Below are 15,858 nucleotides of genomic sequence, written 5' to 3' on the forward strand. Positions count from 1 at the left end.
GGCATGCCCCCGACTCTCTCGTGACGAAACGGGTGAACCTCCGGGGAAACCTTGGTCACGGTTTCATCACGATCGCCGGAGTACCGCCCGGGCGTGCGCGAGCACCGGTCCGTCGACCATCTTCCCGGCGTGCCGGAACACTCCCCCGCCCGCCGCTTCGGCCGCCTCGAGCAGTTCTCGGGCGGTCTCCACCTCCTCCGGAGAGGGCCGGTAGGCGGCACGGATCGTCTCCACCTGACCCGGATGGATGCACGCGGTCGCCGCGAAGCCGACAGCCACCGCATCCTCCGCTTCTGCCGCGAGCCCGGCCTCGTCCGCGATGTCGAGGTGCACCGTGTCGATCGCGTGCGCTCCCCCCGCAGCCGCTGCCAGCAGCACAGAGGATCGGGCATGGCGGGCGACGTCCCGATACGTGCCGTCGGCATGCCGGCTGGAGGTTCCACCGAGCGACGCGACGAGGTCCTCCGCGCCCCACATCAGCGCGAGGACGTCGGGATGCCGCGCGAGCTCCGGCGCGGCCAGCACACCGGCCGCCGTCTCGCAGAGCGCGATCACGGAGTACCCGGCGAGCGCCGCCAGGTCAGCCACTCTCTCCGCCTTCGGCAGCATCACGACCCGATACGGCGTGGAGGCCAGCGCCGACAGGTCCGCCCGGAAGTCGTCAGAACCCGCCGCGTTTACCCGGACGATCACGCGCGCGGGATCCAGGTCCGACGCGGTGAGCGCCTCCCGGGCCGCCGGGCGACGGGACGGGTCGACCGCATCCTCCAGATCGAGGATGACCGCGTCCGCCCGCTCCAGCGCCTTGCCGTAGCGCTCGGGCCGGTCGGCCGGGCAGAACAGCAGCGCAGGGCCCCACGGAAACAGCCGCACCGAGTCCGCGTCGCTCACAGGATCCCGTCCGGCGCGTCGGCCCCGGGGTCGAGCGCGTCGCCGTCCGCGCCCGGGTCATCGGGGACGGCGTGCGCGTCCCGGCACCACACCATCACCTGGCGCGTCGCCGTCGCGACGACCACGCCGTCCTGGTTGCGGCCGGTGTGCTCCAGGGTGACGATGCCCTGTCCCGGACGGGAGGCGGACAGCCGCTTGCCGAGCACCACGGTCTCCGAGTACAGCGTGTCGCCGTGGTGCAGCGGGTGCGGGAACGCCACCTCGCTGAAGCCCAGGTTCGCGACGATGGTCCCCTGCGTGAGCTGCGTCACCGATGCGCCGACGATGGTGGCGAGCGTGAACATGGAGTTCACCAGCCGCTCCCCGAAGGGCTGCCGGGCCGACCACGCCGCGTCGAGGTGCAGGGCCTGCGTGTTCATGGTGAGCGTCGTGAAGAGGACATTGTCGGCCTCCGTCACCGTCCGCCCCGGCCGGTGCAGGTAGCGCGTGTCCGGCTCGAACTCTTCGTAGTACAGGCCGCGCTGCTCGATCTCGCGCATCAGGCCGCCTCCTCGAGCTCTACGTGGAGGGGCGCGCCGGTTGCGGCGACCACCTCGTCGACGGTGACCCCGGGGGCGACCTCCCGCAGCACCAGCCCCTCATCGGTCACGTCGATGACGGCGAGGTCGGTGATGATCCGGTCGACGCACCCGGTGCCGGTCAACGGGAGGGTGCACTCGGTCAGGATCTTCGGCCGGCCCTCCTTGTCGACGTGCTCCATCATGACGATGAGCCGCTTCGCGCCGAACACCAGGTCCATTGCCCCGCCCATCCCCTTCACCATCTTGCCGGGGATCATCCAGTTGGCGAGGTCGCCCTTCTCGGACACCTCCATCGCGCCGAGGACCGCGACATCCACGTGACCGCCGCGCACCATCCCGAACGACAGCGACGAGTCGAAGAAGGCGGCGCCGCGGTTCACCGTCACGGTCTCCTTGCCGGCGTTGATGAGGTCGGGGTCGACCGCATCCTCGCCCGGGTAGGGCCCGACGCCGAGCACGCCGTTCTCGGAATGCAGGATGACCTCGACGTCCTCCGGGATGTAGTTCGGGATGAGCGTGGGCATGCCGATCCCGAGATTGACGTACTGGCCGTTGACCAGCTCGCGCGCGACCCGGGCGGCGAGTTCGGTGCGGGTGAGGCTCATCGTGCGCTCCCTTCCGTCGACGGCGCCGCAGCGACCGTGCGCCGCTCGATCCGCTTCTCCACGCCCGGCGCGTGCACCACCCGCTGGACGAAGATGCCCGGGCAGTGCACCGTGCCGGGGTCGAGCTCGCCCGGCTCGACCAGCTCCTCCACCTCGGCGATGGTGACGACGCCGGCCATCGCGGCCAGCGGGTTGAAGTTCATCGCCGCCGCATGGAAGACCAGGTTGCCGTGCCGATCGCCCTTCGCGGCGTGGACGAGGGCGAAGTCGGGGCGGAGGGACCGCTCCAGCACGTACTCAGCGTCGTCGAAGGTGCGCACCTCCTTGGGCTCGCTGGCCACGGCGACCGAGCCGTCGGCCGCATACCGTCTCGGGAGGCCGCCGGTCGCGATCTGGGTCCCGACGCCCGCGGGCGTGAAGAACGCGGGGATGCCCGCTCCGCCCGCCCGCAGCTTCTCGGCGAGCGTGCCCTGCGGGGTGAGCTCCACCTCCAGCTCGCCGGAAAGGAACTGCCGGGCGAACTCCTTGTTCTCCCCCACGTACGAGCTGATCATCTTGCGGATGCGGTGCTCGGCGAGCAGCAGGCCCAGACCCCAGTCGTCGACTCCGCAGTTGTTGCTGACCACCTCCAGGTCGGTCGTGCCGTCATCGAGGAGCGCCTGGATCAGCGCACTCGGGATGCCGCACAGCCCGAACCCGCCGACAGCGAGCGTGCTCCCGTCGGGGATGTCGGCGACCGCCTCCGCGGCCGTCCGCACCGTCTTGTCGATCATCCGTCCTCCTCCTCGAGGTCGCGTGCCGTCGGTCCGGTCGTCTCCCGTCAGGCTAGGCGGTGAAGCCGAGCGCGCGCGAGATCACCATGAGCTGCACCTCGGTCGTGCCCTCGCCGATCTCCAGGATCTTCGAGTCGCGGTAGTGCCGCGCCACCGGGTTCTCGTTGAGGAAGCCGTAGCCTCCGAAGATCTGGGTCGCGTCGCGGGCGTTGTCTATCGCGGCCTCGCTGGCGACGAGCTTGGCGATGGAGGCCTCCATCTTGAACGGCTTGCCGGCCATCAGCTTGAAGCAGGCGTCGTAGTAGGCGAGGCGCGCGGTCTGCACGCGGGCCTGCATCCGGGCGATCTTGAAGGCGATGTGCTGGTTGGATCCGATCGGCCGGCCGAAGACGTTGCGGCTCTTCGCGTAGCGGATGGCCTCCTCCAGGCAGCCTTCTGCGGCGCCCGTGCACAGGGCGGCGAAGGCGACGCGGCCCTCGTCCAGGGTCTGGACGAAGTTGGCGTAGCCGCGGCCGCGCTCCCCCAGCAGGTTCTCCTCGGGAACGTGCACGTCGGTGAGCGTCAGCGGGTGCGTGTCGGAGGTGTGCCAGCCGACCTTGTCGTACACCGGTTCGGCGACGAAACCGGGCGTGCCCGACGGGACGATGATCGCCGAGAGCTCCTTCTTCATGGAGCCGTCGGCACGGCGCTGCTCGCCGGTGACGGCGGTGATCGTGACCAGCCGGGTGATGTCGGAGCCGGAGTTCGTGATGAACTGCTTGGTCCCGTTGATCACCCACTCGCCGTCGCGCAGCTCGGCGGTCGTCTTGGTGCCGGACGCGTCGGAGCCGGCCTCCGCCTCCGTCAGGCCGAAGCCGGCGAGCGCCTCACCGCGGGCGAGCATCGGCAGCCACTGCTGCTTCTGCTCCTCGGAGCCGCTGCGGAAGATGGGCATCGCACCCAGCCCGACGCCCGCCTCCAGGGTCACGCCGATCGACTGGTCGACTCGGCCGAGCTGCTCGACCGCGAGGCAGAGGGACAGGTAGTCCTTGCCCTGGCCGCCGTACTCGACCGGGAACGGGAGGCCGAACAGGCCCATCCGCCCCATCTCGGCGATGATCTCGTACGGGAGGCTGCGCTTCGTGTCGTACTCGTAGGCGGCGGGAGCGACGACGGTGTCGGCGAAGTCGCGCACCTGGTCGCGCAGGCGGCTCTGCTCCTCGGTGAGCCCGTATCCGGCGACCTCGGTGTCGCTTCGGCTCTCCAGCTGAATGCTCATGGTGTTCCTCTCTCTGGGCTGCTGATCCCGCCCACCGTCGAGTCCTCACTTTCTGCACGCTCCGACGGCGTGTCGTGTGCAAGAAGTGCGGACTCGGCGGTGGGTGGGAGGTCGGTGGGTGGGAGGTCTACGCGCGCGACCAGCTGGTCGAGGCGGACGAGGTCGCCGGGGGCGACGTGGAGCGTGACGGTCCCGGCCACGGGGGCGACGAGGCGGTGCTCCATCTTCATGGCCTCGACCACGACGACGGTGTCGCCGGCCTCGACGGAGGCCCCAGGGGCGACGGGCACGGCGACGACGGTGCCGGGCATCGGCGAGCGGAGCTCGGGATGCGCGGCGGCGTCACCGAGGTCGAGGGCGGCGAGGCGCGCGGCGAGCCGCTCGGCGCGGTCGCGGAGGCGGAGCGGACGGGCACGGCCGTCACGGGCCAGCCACACGGTGGCGCCGTCGCGGGCCGTGTCGAAGCGGATGGTGCTCCCGTCGAGTTCGAGGAGGGCGACGGCCGGCTCTCCGGCGCGCTGCGGAGCGCGGAGTCGGAGGGAGGCGGCCACCGCCGCGCCGTCCGCGACGCGCACCTGGGCGGCGTCGGGCGGCCCGGTGACGGTCACCGTGACGCCGTCGACGTCGTACCGGACGGGGCGCGCGCGGCCGAGCCGCCATCCCGACGGGGTCCCCCACAGCGACGAGACGAGCGACGCCCCCTCCTCCCACCGCTCCGCATGCGCCAGCAGCGCCGCCGCGATCAGCTCGTCCTCGCCGGCCGGCTCGGGCGAGCGCTCGGAGAACCGCCGGTCGATGAGCGTGGTGTCCATCCGTCCGGCGACGACGTCCTCGTCCGAGATGAGGTCGACCAGCCAGGAGACGTTGGAGGCCGAGCCGAGGATGCTCGTGCCGGCGAGCGCCGCACGCAGCCGCGCCAGCGCCTCCGCCCGGTCGTCGCCCCAGGCGATGACCTTGGCGAGCATCGGGTCGTAGTCGGTGACGATCGGGATGCCGGCGGCGATCCCGCTGTCCACCCGCACGCCCTCGCCGGACGGCTCGCGCAAGGCGAGCACGCGACCGGCGGCGGGCAGGAAGCCCCGCTCCGGGTCCTCCGCATAGACGCGGGCCTCCACGGCGTGGCCGCGCAGGTGAACGTCGTCCTGCCCGAAGGAGAGCGGCTCTCCCGCGGCGATCCGCAGCTGCTGCTCGACCAGGTCCAGCCCGGTCACCAACTCGGTGACGGGATGCTCGACCTGGAGGCGGGTGTTCATCTCCATGAAGAAGAACTCGTCCGGCGACTCCGCCGACACCAGGAACTCGACCGTGCCGGCCCCCGTGTAGCCGACGCTGGCGGCGACCCGGCAGGCGGCCTCGCCGATGCGCGCGCGGGTGGCGGCGTCCAGCAGCGGAGACGGTGCTTCTTCGACGACCTTCTGGTGGCGGCGCTGCAGCGAGCACTCGCGCTCCCCCAGGTGGACGATGCCGCCGTGGCGGTCCGCCAGCACCTGCACCTCGATGTGCCGCGGGGAGGACACCAGCCGCTCCAGGAACAGCGTGTCGTCGCCGAACGCCGCGGCAGCGACGCGGCGTGCCGTGCGGAGCGCCTCGGGCAGATCGCCGGCAGCGGACACGGCCTGCATGCCCTTTCCTCCGCCGCCCGCCGACGGCTTGACCAGCACCGGATAGCCGATGTCGGCCGCCGCGGCGATCAGCTGCTCGTCGGTCAGTCCCGGCTCGGCGATCCCCGGGATGGTCGGCACGTCGTATTCGGCCACCGCGTGCTTCGCGGTGATCTTGTCGCCCATGACCTCCAGCGCGTGAACCCCCGGGCCCACGAAGACGATCCCGGCGCGCTCGCACGCCTCGGCGAGCGCCGGATTCTCGGACAGGAAGCCGTACCCGGGATGGACGGCCTCGGCGCCGGTGCGCCGCGCAGCCTCCACGATCGCGTCGACGCTCAGGTAGCTCTCCCGCGCGGGCGCGGGACCGATGCGGACGGCGACGTCCGCGAGCGGGACGTGCGGCGCATCCCGGTCCGCGTCGCTGTAGACGGCGACAGAGCGGATGCCGAGACGCCGGAGCGTGCGGATGACGCGACACGCGATCTCGCCGCGGTTGGCGACGAGCGCGGTCCGGAAGGGGGTGGCGGTCATCGCGGTCACATCCGGAAGAGGCCGAAGGCCGTGTCAGGGAGCGGCGAGCGCGAGACGACGTCGAGGGCGAGGCCGAGCACCGTGCGGGTCTCTGCGGGGTCGATGACGCCGTCGTCCCAGAGCCGGGCGGTCGAGTAGTAGGGGTTGCCCTGCTCCTCATACTGCGCGGCGATCGGGGCGCGGAACGCGGCCTCCTCGTCGGCGGGCCACTCCTCGCCGCGCCCTTCGAGCTGGTCGCGCTTGACGGTCGCGAGCACGCTTGCGGCCTGCTGGCCGCCCATCACCGAGATCCGGGCCGCCGGCCACATCCAGAGGAAGCGGGGCGAATACGCGCGGCCGCACATCGAGTAGTTGCCGGCGCCGAAGGAACCGCCGATGACGACCGTCAGCTTCGGCACCCGGGTGGTGGCGACGGCGGTGACCATCTTGGCGCCGTTCTTGGCGATGCCGCCCGCTTCGTAGTCGCGGCCGACCATGAAACCCGAGATGTTCTGCAGGAAGAGCAGCGGGATGCCGCGCTGGTCGCACAGCTCGATGAAGTGGGCGCCCTTCAGCGCCGACTCGCTGAAGAGCACGCCGTTGTTGGCGACGATTCCGACGGGATACCCGTGGATGCGGGCGAAACCGGTCACGAGCGTCGTCCCGTACTCGGGCTTGAACTCCTCGAAGCCGCTGCCGTCGACGATCCGGGCGATGACCTCGTGCACGTCGTACGGCGCCTGCACGTCCACCGGGACGACGCCGTACAGCTCGGCGGGGTCGGCGGCCGGCTCCTGGGTCGGCCGAACCATCCAGGCCGGAGCGGCCGGCGCAGGAAGGGTGGCGATGATGTCGCGGACGATGGACAGCGCGTGCTCGTCGTCCTCCGCGAGGTGGTCGACGACGCCGGAGGTGCGGGCGTGGAGGTCGCCGCCGCCGAGCTCCTCGGCCGTCACGACCTCCCCGATCGCCGCCTTCACCAGCGGCGGGCCGCCCAGGAAGATCGTGCCCTGGTTGCGGACGATCACGGTCTCGTCGCTCATCGCCGGCACGTACGCGCCTCCCGCGGTGCAGGAGCCGAGCACGGCGGCGATCTGCGGGACCTTGGCGGCGGACAGCCGGGCCTGGTTGTAGAAGATGCGGCCGAAGTGGTCGCGGTCGGGGAACACCTCGTCCTGCATCGGGAGGAAGGCGCCGCCCGAGTCCACCAGGTAGATGCAGGGCAGCCGGTTCTCGAGGGCCACCTCCTGCGCGCGGAGATGCTTCTTGACCGTCATCGGGTAGTACGTGCCGCCCTTGACCGTCGCGTCGTTGCAGACCACCATCACGTGACGGCCGGCGACCAGGCCGATGCCGGCGATGACGCCGGCGGCGGGGCTCTCGTCGCCGTACATCCCGGTGGCGGCGAGCGGTGCGAGCTCGAGGAAAGGGCTCCCCTCGTCGAGGAGGGCGTCGATGCGCTCGCGGGGCAGCAGCTTGCCGCGGGCGATGTGCCGCTCGCGGGCCCGCTCCGGGCCACCGGCCGCGGCGGTCGCGAGCCGTCGTCGGAGGTCGGCCACCAGCTCGCGCTGGGCCGCGTCGTTCTGCTCGAACCGGGCGTCCGTGGCGGACGCCTCGCTGGTCAGGGTCGGCATTCTGCTCCGTGTCGTCATCGACAGTCGGTTAGTGGTCACTAACTCGGTTTTTAGGTTAGTGTTCATTAACCGAAAAGTCCAGCGCTGCGGCGAGGACACAGACAGCACCGAGGACACAGACAGCACCGAGGACGATGACCCAGACCGGACCCGCCACTCCCCTGGAGCGGCCCACCCAGCGCAGCCAGGCCAAGGCCGACCGCCGGGCGGCGCTCCTGGCCGCCGCCGCGACACTGTTCGCCGAGCGCGGCTTCAACGGCGTCTCGATCGAAGACCTGGGCTCGTCCGTCGGCGTCAGCGGACCCGCCGTCTACCGCCACTTCTCCTCCAAGCAGGCCGTGCTGGAGGCGCTGCTCGTCGGCGTCTCCGAGCGCCTCCTCGCCGGCGGTCAGGACGTGGAGCAGGCCGGACCCGGCGCGGACGACGCCCTGCGCGCGCTGATCGGCTTCCACATCGACTTCGCCCTCGGCGAGCCGGACACCATCCGCGTGCAGGACCGCGACCTCGACGCGCTCCCCGATCCCGCCCGCCGCCAGGTGCGGCGACTGCAGCGCCGCTACGTCGAGGTGTGGATGCGCGTGCTCGGCGAGCTGCACCCCTCCCTCACCGACGACGAGCTGCGCGTGCGGGTGCAGGGCACGTTCGGCCTCCTCAACTCCACTCCGCACACCGCCCGCATCGGCTCCGCGCAGGTCGCGCCCGACGCCGTCCGCCCCGTCCTCGAGCGGATGGCCTGGGCCGCGCTGACCTCCGCCTGAGCGCCTGCTCTTCCCGTCGAGTGGTGACATGATGTCGCCACTCGGCCCGGCTTCGAGCATCCACTCACCAGTCGGCCCTCGGCGACGCTCCGTCACCTGCATGGGCTACAGTCCCAAGGAACGGCGGCACCGGCCCGACGAAGGAGCGATGTGGGCGACGACACCCCCCGGCTGAGACGGCACCACCGGGTCCTGCGGGTCGTCGGTCTCGTCGTCGCGGTTCTGCTCGTGCTCGTCGTGATCGCCGGTGGTGTCGGGATCTGGACGGTCACCCGGTCGTTCCCGCAGACGTCCGGGACGGTGGACGTGCCCGGCCTCACCAAGCCGGTGACCGTGTCCCGCGACGACGCGGGCGTCCCGCAGCTCACGGCCTCCACGGCCGACGACCTCTTCCGGGCGCAGGGCTTCGTGCACGCGCAGGACCGGTTCTGGGAGATGGACTTCCGCCGCCATGTCACAGCCGGCCGGCTGTCGGAGATGTTCGGGGCGAGCCAGGTGCCGACGGACACGTTCATCCGCACCCTGGGCTGGCGGACGGTGGCCGAGCAGGAGGTGAAGCTCCTCGACCCGACGTCGCTCCGCTACTACCAGGACTACGCCGATGGGGTGAACGCCTACCTGACGTCGCACTCGGGCGCCGAACTGTCGCTGGAGTACGCGGTACTGGGGCTGCAGAACCCGTCGTACAAGCCGGAGCCGTGGACGCCCGCCGACTCGGTGGCGTGGCTGAAGGCGATGGCGTGGGACCTGCGGTCCAACCTCGACGACGAGATCGACCGCGCGCTGCTCGCCACCAAGCTGAAGCCGCAGCAGATCGCGGAGCTGCACCCCCGCTACCCGTACAGCACCCACCCGACGATCACCGACCAAGGCGGCGGCAACCCGCGCACGGTCACGCCGGACGCGAAACAGGGCGCGACGGCGGCCGCCGACGCGTCCTCGGCCTCGTCGACGGACCCGGCGGCGTACGCCTCCCAGCTGGAGCAGGTCGCGGCCAGTGTGGATGCCCTCCCTCAGCTGATCGGCCCGGCCGGTGACGACATCGGCTCGAACTCCTGGGTGGTGGCCGGATCGCACACCGCGAGCGGCAAGCCGCTGCTGGCGAACGACCCGCACCTGGGTGCCGCCCTCCCCTCGGTCTGGTACCAGATGGGGCTGCACTGCGAGACGGTGAACGCCGCCTGCCCGTTCGACGTGGCCGGCTTCAGCTTCTCCGGGTTCCCTGGCATCATCATCGGGCACAACGACCGCATCTCCTGGGGCTTCACCAACCTGGGTCCGGATGTCGCCGACCTGTTCGTCGAGAAGGTCACCGGCAACACCTACGAGTACGACGGCAAGCAGCTGCCGCTGCAGAAGCGCACAGAGCGGATCCGCGTAGCCGGCGGCGCGGACGTCACGATCACCGTCCGGTCGACTCTGCACGGACCCATCGTCACCGACATCGGGGACGACTATGCCGTCATCGCGAAGGACCAGGCCGGCAAGCTGGGCGTTCCCGCTCAGCAGTACCAGCTCTCGCTCGCCTGGACGGCGCTGACCCCGGGGAAGACCGCGAACGCGATCTTCGCCTTCGACGCCGCTCGCGACTGGGCGGGCTTCCGGGCAGCCGCGGAGCAGTTCCAGGTGCCGTCGCAGAACCTGGTCTACGCCGACGTAGACGGGCACATCGGTTACCAGGCGCCGGGCCTCATCCCGGTCAGGGCCGGGGGCGACGGCACCATGCCGATGCCGGGATGGACCAGCCGCTACGGGTGGACGGGCACCATCCCGTTCGACCAGCTGCCGTCGGTCCTCGACCCTCCCGCCGGCTACATCGTCACCGCCAACAACGCGGCGGTGGGACCGGCCTACCCGGTGCTGCTCACGGCCGACTGGGACCACGGCTACCGGGCCAACCAGATCGAGCTGCGGCTGGCTCGCCTGTTCGGTCAGGACAAGAAAGTCACCGCTGCGGACATGTCGGCCACCCAGGGCGACACCTATGACGCCAACGCGGCGAACCTGGCTCCGGTGCTGCAGAAGGTCGCCACAGGTCCCACCGCATCCAGCGACCTGCAGCAGGCCGGGCGTCTGCTCGACGGCTGGGACCACCGGGACACCGGCGACAGCGCAGCGGCCGCGTACTTCGCCGTGTTCTGGAAGGAGCTGCTGCACGACATGTTCGGCCGAAAGCTCCCGGCCGGCACCGCCCCGACCGGGGGAGACCGCTGGTTCGCCGTCGTGCAGTCGCTGCTCTCGCAGCCGGACTCGGCGTGGTGGGTCGACTCCGACCTGGGGACGACCGACCGTGACTCGATGATCGCCTACGCGGCCGACCGCGCGTGGGGCAAGACCCGCACCCTCCTCGGCGGCGACCCCGCGTCGTGGCGCTGGGACACCCTCCACACGCTGACGCTGAAGAACGCCAGCCTCGGCGAGTCGGGCGTCGCTCCCGTCGAGTGGCTGTTCAACCGCGGACCGTGGCACGTCGGGGGCGGCTCCAGCGTCGTGGATGCGACCGGCTGGGACGCCACCGTCGGGTTCACCGTCGACCGCCTCCCGTCGATGCGGATGGTGGTCGACATGAGCGACTTCGACAAAAGCACCTGGGTCAACCTGACCGGAGCCTCCGGACACGCGTTCGACGCGCACTACACCGACCAGACGGACCTGTGGGCCACCGGCCGGACGCGCCCCTGGGCGTTCTCGGCCGCCGCCATCCGCGCCGCCGCCACCCAGACCCTCACCCTCCGCCCGCCCCGCTGACCGCGCATCCGCCTCCACTGGATCGACTGGTGAGTGGATGCTCGAATCCGGGCCTAGTGGCGACATCATGTCACCACTCGGCGGGAGGAGGGCGGAAGAGGGCGGGAGAGGCGGGAGGGTCAGCGGTCGAGCGTGCGCTCCGGCGAGCCGACGTACAGCTGCTGCGGACGGCCGATTTTCGTCTGCGGGTCGAGATTCATCTCGCGCCAGTGCGCGATCCAGCCGGGAAGGCGCCCGATGGCGAACAGGACGGTGAACATCCGCGTCGGGAAGCCCATGGCCTTGTAGATCACGCCCGTGTAGAAGTCGACGTTCGGGTAGAGCTTGCGGTCGATGAAGTACTGGTCGGCCAGCGCGACCTCCTCCAGCTCCTTCGCGATGTCGAGCAGCGGGTCATGCACGCCGAGGGCTTCGAGCACCTCGTCGGCCGACTGCTTCACGAGCCGGGCGCGCGGGTCGAAGTTCTTGTAGACGCGGTGCCCGAAGCCCATCAGCTTGACGCCGGACTCCTTGTTCTTGACCCGCTCCACGAACTTCTGGACGCTTTCGCCCGAGTCGCGGATGCCGGCGAGCATCTGCAGCACCGCCTCGTTGGCGCCGCCGTGCAGCGGGCCGTAGAGGGCGTTGATGCCGGCCGAGACCGATGCGAAGAGGTTCGCCTGGGTGGAGCCGACGAGGCGGACCGTCGAGGTCGACGCGTTCTGCTCGTGGTCCTCGTGGAGGATGAGGAGGCGCTCCAGCGCGCGCGACAGCACCGGGTTCACCTCGTACGGCTCGGCGAGCGTGCCGAAGTTGAGCCGCAGGAAGTTGTCGACGAAGCTCAGCGAGTTGTCCGGGTAGAGGAAGGCCTGGCCGAGGCTCTTCTTGTGGGCGTACGCCGCGATCACGGGCAGCTTGGCGAGGAGGCGGATGGTCGACAGCTCCACCTGCTCCGGGTCGCTGACGCTGAGCGAGTCCTGGTAGAAGGTCGACAGCGCCGACACCGCGCTCGACAGCACCGACATGGGGTGCGCGTCGTGCGGGAGCGCGTCGAAGAAGCGGCGCAGGTCTTCGTGCAGGAGGGTGTGGCGGCGGATGCGCTCGTCGAAGTCGGCGAGTTCGCTCTCGGACGGCAGCTCGCCGTGGATGAGCAGCCACGCCACCTCGAGGAAGGTGGACTTCTCGGCCAGCTGCTCGATCGGGTAGCCGCGGTAGCGCAGGATGCCCTGCTCGCCGTCGATGTACGTGATCGACGAGCGCGTGGCGGCCGTGTTGACGAAGCCGTAGTCGAGGCTGGTGAACCCGGTCTGCTTGGTCAGCGTCGAGAAGTCGATGCTCGACGCGCCGTCGACGCTCGGCCGGACCGGGAACTCGGCCGTGCCGCCCGGGTAGCTGAGCGACGCCGTCACCGTCTCCGGCTGAGCCGTCGCCGGCTCCACCGGGGCCTCCGCCCTCTCGGTGCCCGTGCTCTCGGTGCCCGTGCTCTCGGTGCCGAGTCCGCTCACAACGCCTCCTGGTGGGATTGTCGCCTAATGGCTGGTCGATGGGCGCGCCGGTTGTGGCAGCGCTGCGTCAGATCCCCCCGGTGGGCGGCCTGCCGATACAGCCTAACGAACCTCAGCGACAACTGTGGCATCGGGCAAAGGGCCCGGGAAGCCCTTAGAGGGAGTCTCCAAAGGCGCGCAGCCGGTCGGCTGCGGCCGCCACGCGTTCGTCGGTCGCCGTCAGCGACAGCCGGACGTGCTGCGGGAAGAACTCGCCGTAGAAGTGCCCCGGCCCGGCGAGGATGCCGATGCTCGCGAGCCGGCCGATGCTCTCCCAGGCGTCGCGCCCCTCGGTCGCCCAGAGGTACAGGCCGCCTTCGCTGCGGTCGATCCGGAACCCGGCCGCCTCGAGCGCGGGCTTCAGCACCTCGCGCCGCGCGCGATACAGGGCCCTCTGCGCCTCCACGTGATCCTCGTCTCCCAGGGCGGCGACCATGGCCGCCTGCAGCGGGGCGGGAAGCATCAGGCCGGCGTGCTTCCGGACGTTCACCAGCCGCGCGATGTTCGCACTGCATCCCGCCACGAAGGCGGCGCGGTAGCCCGCCAGGTTCGACTGCTTGCTGAGCGAGTAGACGGCGAGCACGTTCTGCCGGTTCTGCCCGATCACCCGGGGGTCGAGGATGCTGGGCACGCGCTCGGCATCCCACGGCGCGTCCCAGCCGAGCTCGGCGTAGCACTCGTCGCTCGCGATGTAGGCGCCGAGCTCGCGGGCGCGTGCGACGGCGGCCCGCAGCTCGGTGACCGACAGGATGCGGCCGTCCGGGTTGCCGGGCGAGTTCAGCCAGACCAGGCGCGTCCCCTCCGGCCACGCGGCCGGGTCGTCCTCCGCCACCGCAGTCGCGCCGGCGATCGCGGCGCCGATGGCGTACGTCGGGTAGGCGGCACGCGGGTGCACGACGATGTCGCCCTCCCCCAGCCCCAGCAGGAACGGCAGCAGGGCGACGAGCTCCTTGGAGCCGATGGTGGGCAGCACGTTGTCGACCGTCAGCCCGCGGACGCCGCGGCGGCGCCCGAACCAGTCGACGATGGCCTCGCGGAGCGCCGGCGTGCCGACCGTCTGCGGGTAGGCGTGGGCGTCGGTCGCGCGTGCCAGCGCCTCCCGGATCACATCGGGCGTCGGGTCGACCGGCGAACCGATCGAGAGGTCCACGATGCCGTCGGCGTGGGCGCGTGCCTGCTCGGCGTACGGCGCCATGAGGTCCCAGGGGTAGTCCGGGAGCTCCTGCAGCGCCATCGTCAGTGGGCCTGGGGAGGCAGCGCGGCGATGACCGGGTGGTCCTTCTGGATCACGCCGACCTTCGAGGCGCCGCCCGGTGAACCGATGTCGTCGAAGAACTCCACGTTGGCGCGGTAGTAGTCCTTCCACTCCTCGGGCAGGTCGTCCTCGTAGTAGATCGCCTCGACCGGGCAGACGGGCTCGCAGGCGCCGCAGTCGACGCACTCGTCGGGGTGGATGTACAGCGACCGTTCGCCCTCGTAGATGCAGTCGACAGGGCATTCGTCGATACAGGCCCTGTCTTTGACATCGACGCACGGGAGAGCGATGACATAGGTCACAGTGGTTCGGATCCCTTCACGAGAGCTACCCTGCTAGCTTATGCCGTCGCGCCAGGGGTGGAGTCCGCGGAGCGGCGTCCGCGCACGTCCGGCCAGGCGACGGCGACAGCCGCGATCAGGATGGGCCCGACCAGCCAGATCTGCCCGGCGAGGTTGTTCGGGATCAGCACCGAGCCGCCGGCGCTCTGCTGGGTGAAGAGCAGGATGACCGCGATCGCGCCCAGCGCGGCCAGCAGCGCGGGCAGGCGGCTGTGTCCGAGCAGCCGCAGCCCGACGAGCAGCGCGGCGAACGCGAGGAGCGCGCCGATCAGCCCGAGAGGGATGGGGATGCCCCAGGTCACGGAGCTCTGGTGCGCGATCGTGCCGATCGCGCCGAATACAGCGCCCGTGAGCACAAGGAGGATGCCACTGACGATCCGGCTGAGCATTCTCGCATCCTAGCTGGACACTTTCCGGGTCGTGTCATACGCTCGATGGGTAAGGTTAGCCTTACCAACCTCCTCCCCCGATATCGACAAGGTCCCCCGTGCTCGCGAACTATCTGATCGGCCTCCGCGAAGGCCTGGAGATGGCGCTCATCGTCACCATCCTGGTCGCCTACGTCGTCAAGGTCGGCCGGTCCGACGTGCTCTCGAAGCTGTGGATCGGCGTCGGCATCGCCCTCGTCGTCCCGCTCGGCATCGGCGCAGCGCTCACCTGGGGCCCCTACGGCATGAGCTTCGAGGCGCAGGAGATCCTGGGCGGCTCGCTCTCGCTCGTCGCGGTCGGCTTCGTCACCTGGATGGTGTTCTGGATGGGCAAGGCCGCCCGCACCATGAAGTCCACCCTCCACAACCGCCTCGACTCGGCGCTCGTCGGCGCGGGCTGGGGCGTCATCCTGCTCGCCATGCTCAGCGTCGGCCGCGAGGGCATCGAGACCTCGCTCTTCGTCTGGGCGACGGTCGCGAGCACCGGAGGCACTTGGGAGCCCGCCGTCGGCGCACTGCTCGGCCTGCTCACGGCTGCTGTGCTCGGCTTCCTGCTCTACCGGGGCATCGTCAAGATCAACCTCGGCGCGTTCTTCACCTGGACCGGGGCCTTCCTGATCCTCGTCGCCGCCGGCGTCTTCGCGTACGGGCTCGGCGACCTCCAGGAGGCCGGACTGATCCCGGGAGGCGGCGCGCACGCCTACGACATCAGCGGGCTCATCCCCTCCTCGAGCTGGTACGGGACGCTCGCCGCGGGCATCCTCAACTTCAACCCGTCGCCGACCTGGCTGCAGGTCGTCGGCTGGGTGGCCTACCTCGCCGTCGTCGGCTTCTTCTACGTCCGACAGCACCGCGCCTCGGGCAAGCCGGCCGCGGCCGCACCGAAACCGTCCGCCGCGGCCCACACGCCGATCGCGTCCTGACGCCCGTCACCCTCCCGAGAAAGCAC

At 70.8% G+C, this 15,858-nt stretch carries 14 protein-coding genes; 3 read left to right on the forward strand and 11 right to left on the reverse strand.

All coding sequences use genetic code 11. The features are described 5' to 3' along the window. Nucleotides 1-66: 66 nt before the first annotated feature. Genes SB754_RS09855 through SB754_RS09885 form a run of 7 tightly spaced genes read right to left on the reverse strand, consistent with a single transcriptional unit; the run spans nt 67 to nt 7,856 of the window. Nucleotides 67-891: an HpcH/HpaI aldolase/citrate lyase family protein gene (locus tag SB754_RS09855; protein ID WP_410782147.1), complete on the reverse strand. Its 825-nt coding sequence runs from the start codon at nt 889-891 to the stop codon at nt 67-69. Further along, nucleotides 888-1,430 carry a MaoC family dehydratase gene (locus SB754_RS09860; RefSeq protein WP_410782148.1) on the reverse strand — a complete coding sequence of 181 codons (543 nt, stop codon included), beginning with the start codon at nt 1,428-1,430 and terminating at the stop codon, nt 888-890. Before SB754_RS09860 ends, SB754_RS09855 begins: the two co-directional genes overlap by 4 nt. Beyond that, nucleotides 1,430-2,077 (reverse strand): CoA transferase subunit B, encoded by a 648-nt coding sequence (locus SB754_RS09865; RefSeq protein ID WP_410782149.1) that lies wholly within the window; start codon nt 2,075-2,077, stop codon nt 1,430-1,432. The genes SB754_RS09860 and SB754_RS09865 overlap by 1 nt, the downstream gene beginning before the upstream one ends. After that, nucleotides 2,074-2,850 carry a CoA transferase subunit A gene (locus SB754_RS09870; RefSeq protein WP_410782150.1) on the reverse strand — a complete coding sequence of 259 codons (777 nt, stop codon included), beginning with the start codon at nt 2,848-2,850 and terminating at the stop codon, nt 2,074-2,076. The genes SB754_RS09865 and SB754_RS09870 overlap by 4 nt, the downstream gene beginning before the upstream one ends. Nucleotides 2,851-2,902: 52 nt before the next feature. Next, on the reverse strand, nt 2,903-4,108 hold the full coding sequence (locus SB754_RS09875; protein ID WP_410782151.1) for an acyl-CoA dehydrogenase family protein: 1,206 nt from the start codon (nt 4,106-4,108) through the stop codon (nt 2,903-2,905). Then, a complete protein-coding gene (locus tag SB754_RS09880; RefSeq protein ID WP_410782152.1) occupies nt 4,105-6,243 on the reverse strand; it encodes an acetyl/propionyl/methylcrotonyl-CoA carboxylase subunit alpha in 2,139 nt (712 codons plus the stop codon). Before SB754_RS09880 ends, SB754_RS09875 begins: the two co-directional genes overlap by 4 nt. Nucleotides 6,244-6,248: 5 nt before the next feature. Continuing rightward, a complete protein-coding gene (locus tag SB754_RS09885; protein ID WP_410782153.1) occupies nt 6,249-7,856 on the reverse strand; it encodes a carboxyl transferase domain-containing protein in 1,608 nt (535 codons plus the stop codon). Between the two features lie 134 nt (nt 7,857-7,990). On the opposite strand from SB754_RS09885, the gene SB754_RS09890 reads away from it, so the two are divergent. Together SB754_RS09890 and SB754_RS09895 are read left to right on the forward strand one after the other, a co-directional pair. Further along, nucleotides 7,991-8,614, forward strand: a complete 624-nt coding sequence (locus SB754_RS09890) for a TetR/AcrR family transcriptional regulator (RefSeq protein ID WP_410782154.1) — start codon at nt 7,991-7,993, stop codon at nt 8,612-8,614. A gap of 150 nt (nt 8,615-8,764) precedes the next feature. Then, nucleotides 8,765-11,362, forward strand: coding sequence for a penicillin acylase family protein (locus SB754_RS09895; protein ID WP_410782155.1), 2,598 nt, complete (start codon nt 8,765-8,767; stop codon nt 11,360-11,362). Nucleotides 11,363-11,481: 119 nt separating this feature from the next. Here SB754_RS09895 and SB754_RS09900 read toward each other — a convergent pair whose 3' ends face one another. The 4 genes from SB754_RS09900 to SB754_RS09915 all read right to left on the reverse strand — a co-directional run bounded on the left by SB754_RS09900 (nt 11,482) and on the right by SB754_RS09915 (nt 14,870). Beyond that, nucleotides 11,482-12,780, reverse strand: a complete 1,299-nt coding sequence (locus tag SB754_RS09900) for a citrate synthase (protein ID WP_410783299.1) — start codon at nt 12,778-12,780, stop codon at nt 11,482-11,484. Nucleotides 12,781-13,000: 220 nt separating this feature from the next. Further along, nucleotides 13,001-14,119, reverse strand: a complete 1,119-nt coding sequence (gene dapC / locus SB754_RS09905) for a succinyldiaminopimelate transaminase (protein WP_410782156.1) — start codon at nt 14,117-14,119, stop codon at nt 13,001-13,003. Nucleotides 14,120-14,121: 2 nt separating this feature from the next. Continuing rightward, the gene (gene fdxA / locus SB754_RS09910) at nt 14,122-14,442 is read right to left on the reverse strand and encodes a ferredoxin (protein ID WP_121261659.1); all 321 of its coding nucleotides are present in this window, start codon (nt 14,440-14,442) and stop codon (nt 14,122-14,124) included. 38 nt (nt 14,443-14,480) lie between these two features. Next, nucleotides 14,481-14,870, reverse strand: coding sequence for a hypothetical protein (locus SB754_RS09915; RefSeq protein WP_410782157.1), 390 nt, complete (start codon nt 14,868-14,870; stop codon nt 14,481-14,483). 98 nt (nt 14,871-14,968) lie between these two features. On the opposite strand from SB754_RS09915, the gene efeU reads away from it, so the two are divergent. Next, a complete protein-coding gene (gene efeU / locus SB754_RS09920) occupies nt 14,969-15,832 on the forward strand; it encodes an iron uptake transporter permease EfeU (protein WP_410782158.1) in 864 nt (287 codons plus the stop codon). The last annotated feature ends 26 nt before the right edge of the window (nt 15,833-15,858 follow it).

The sequence above is a fragment of the Leifsonia sp. SIMBA_070 genome (assembly GCF_046534635.1).
Taxonomy (GTDB): Bacteria; Actinomycetota; Actinomycetes; order Actinomycetales; family Microbacteriaceae; genus Leifsonia.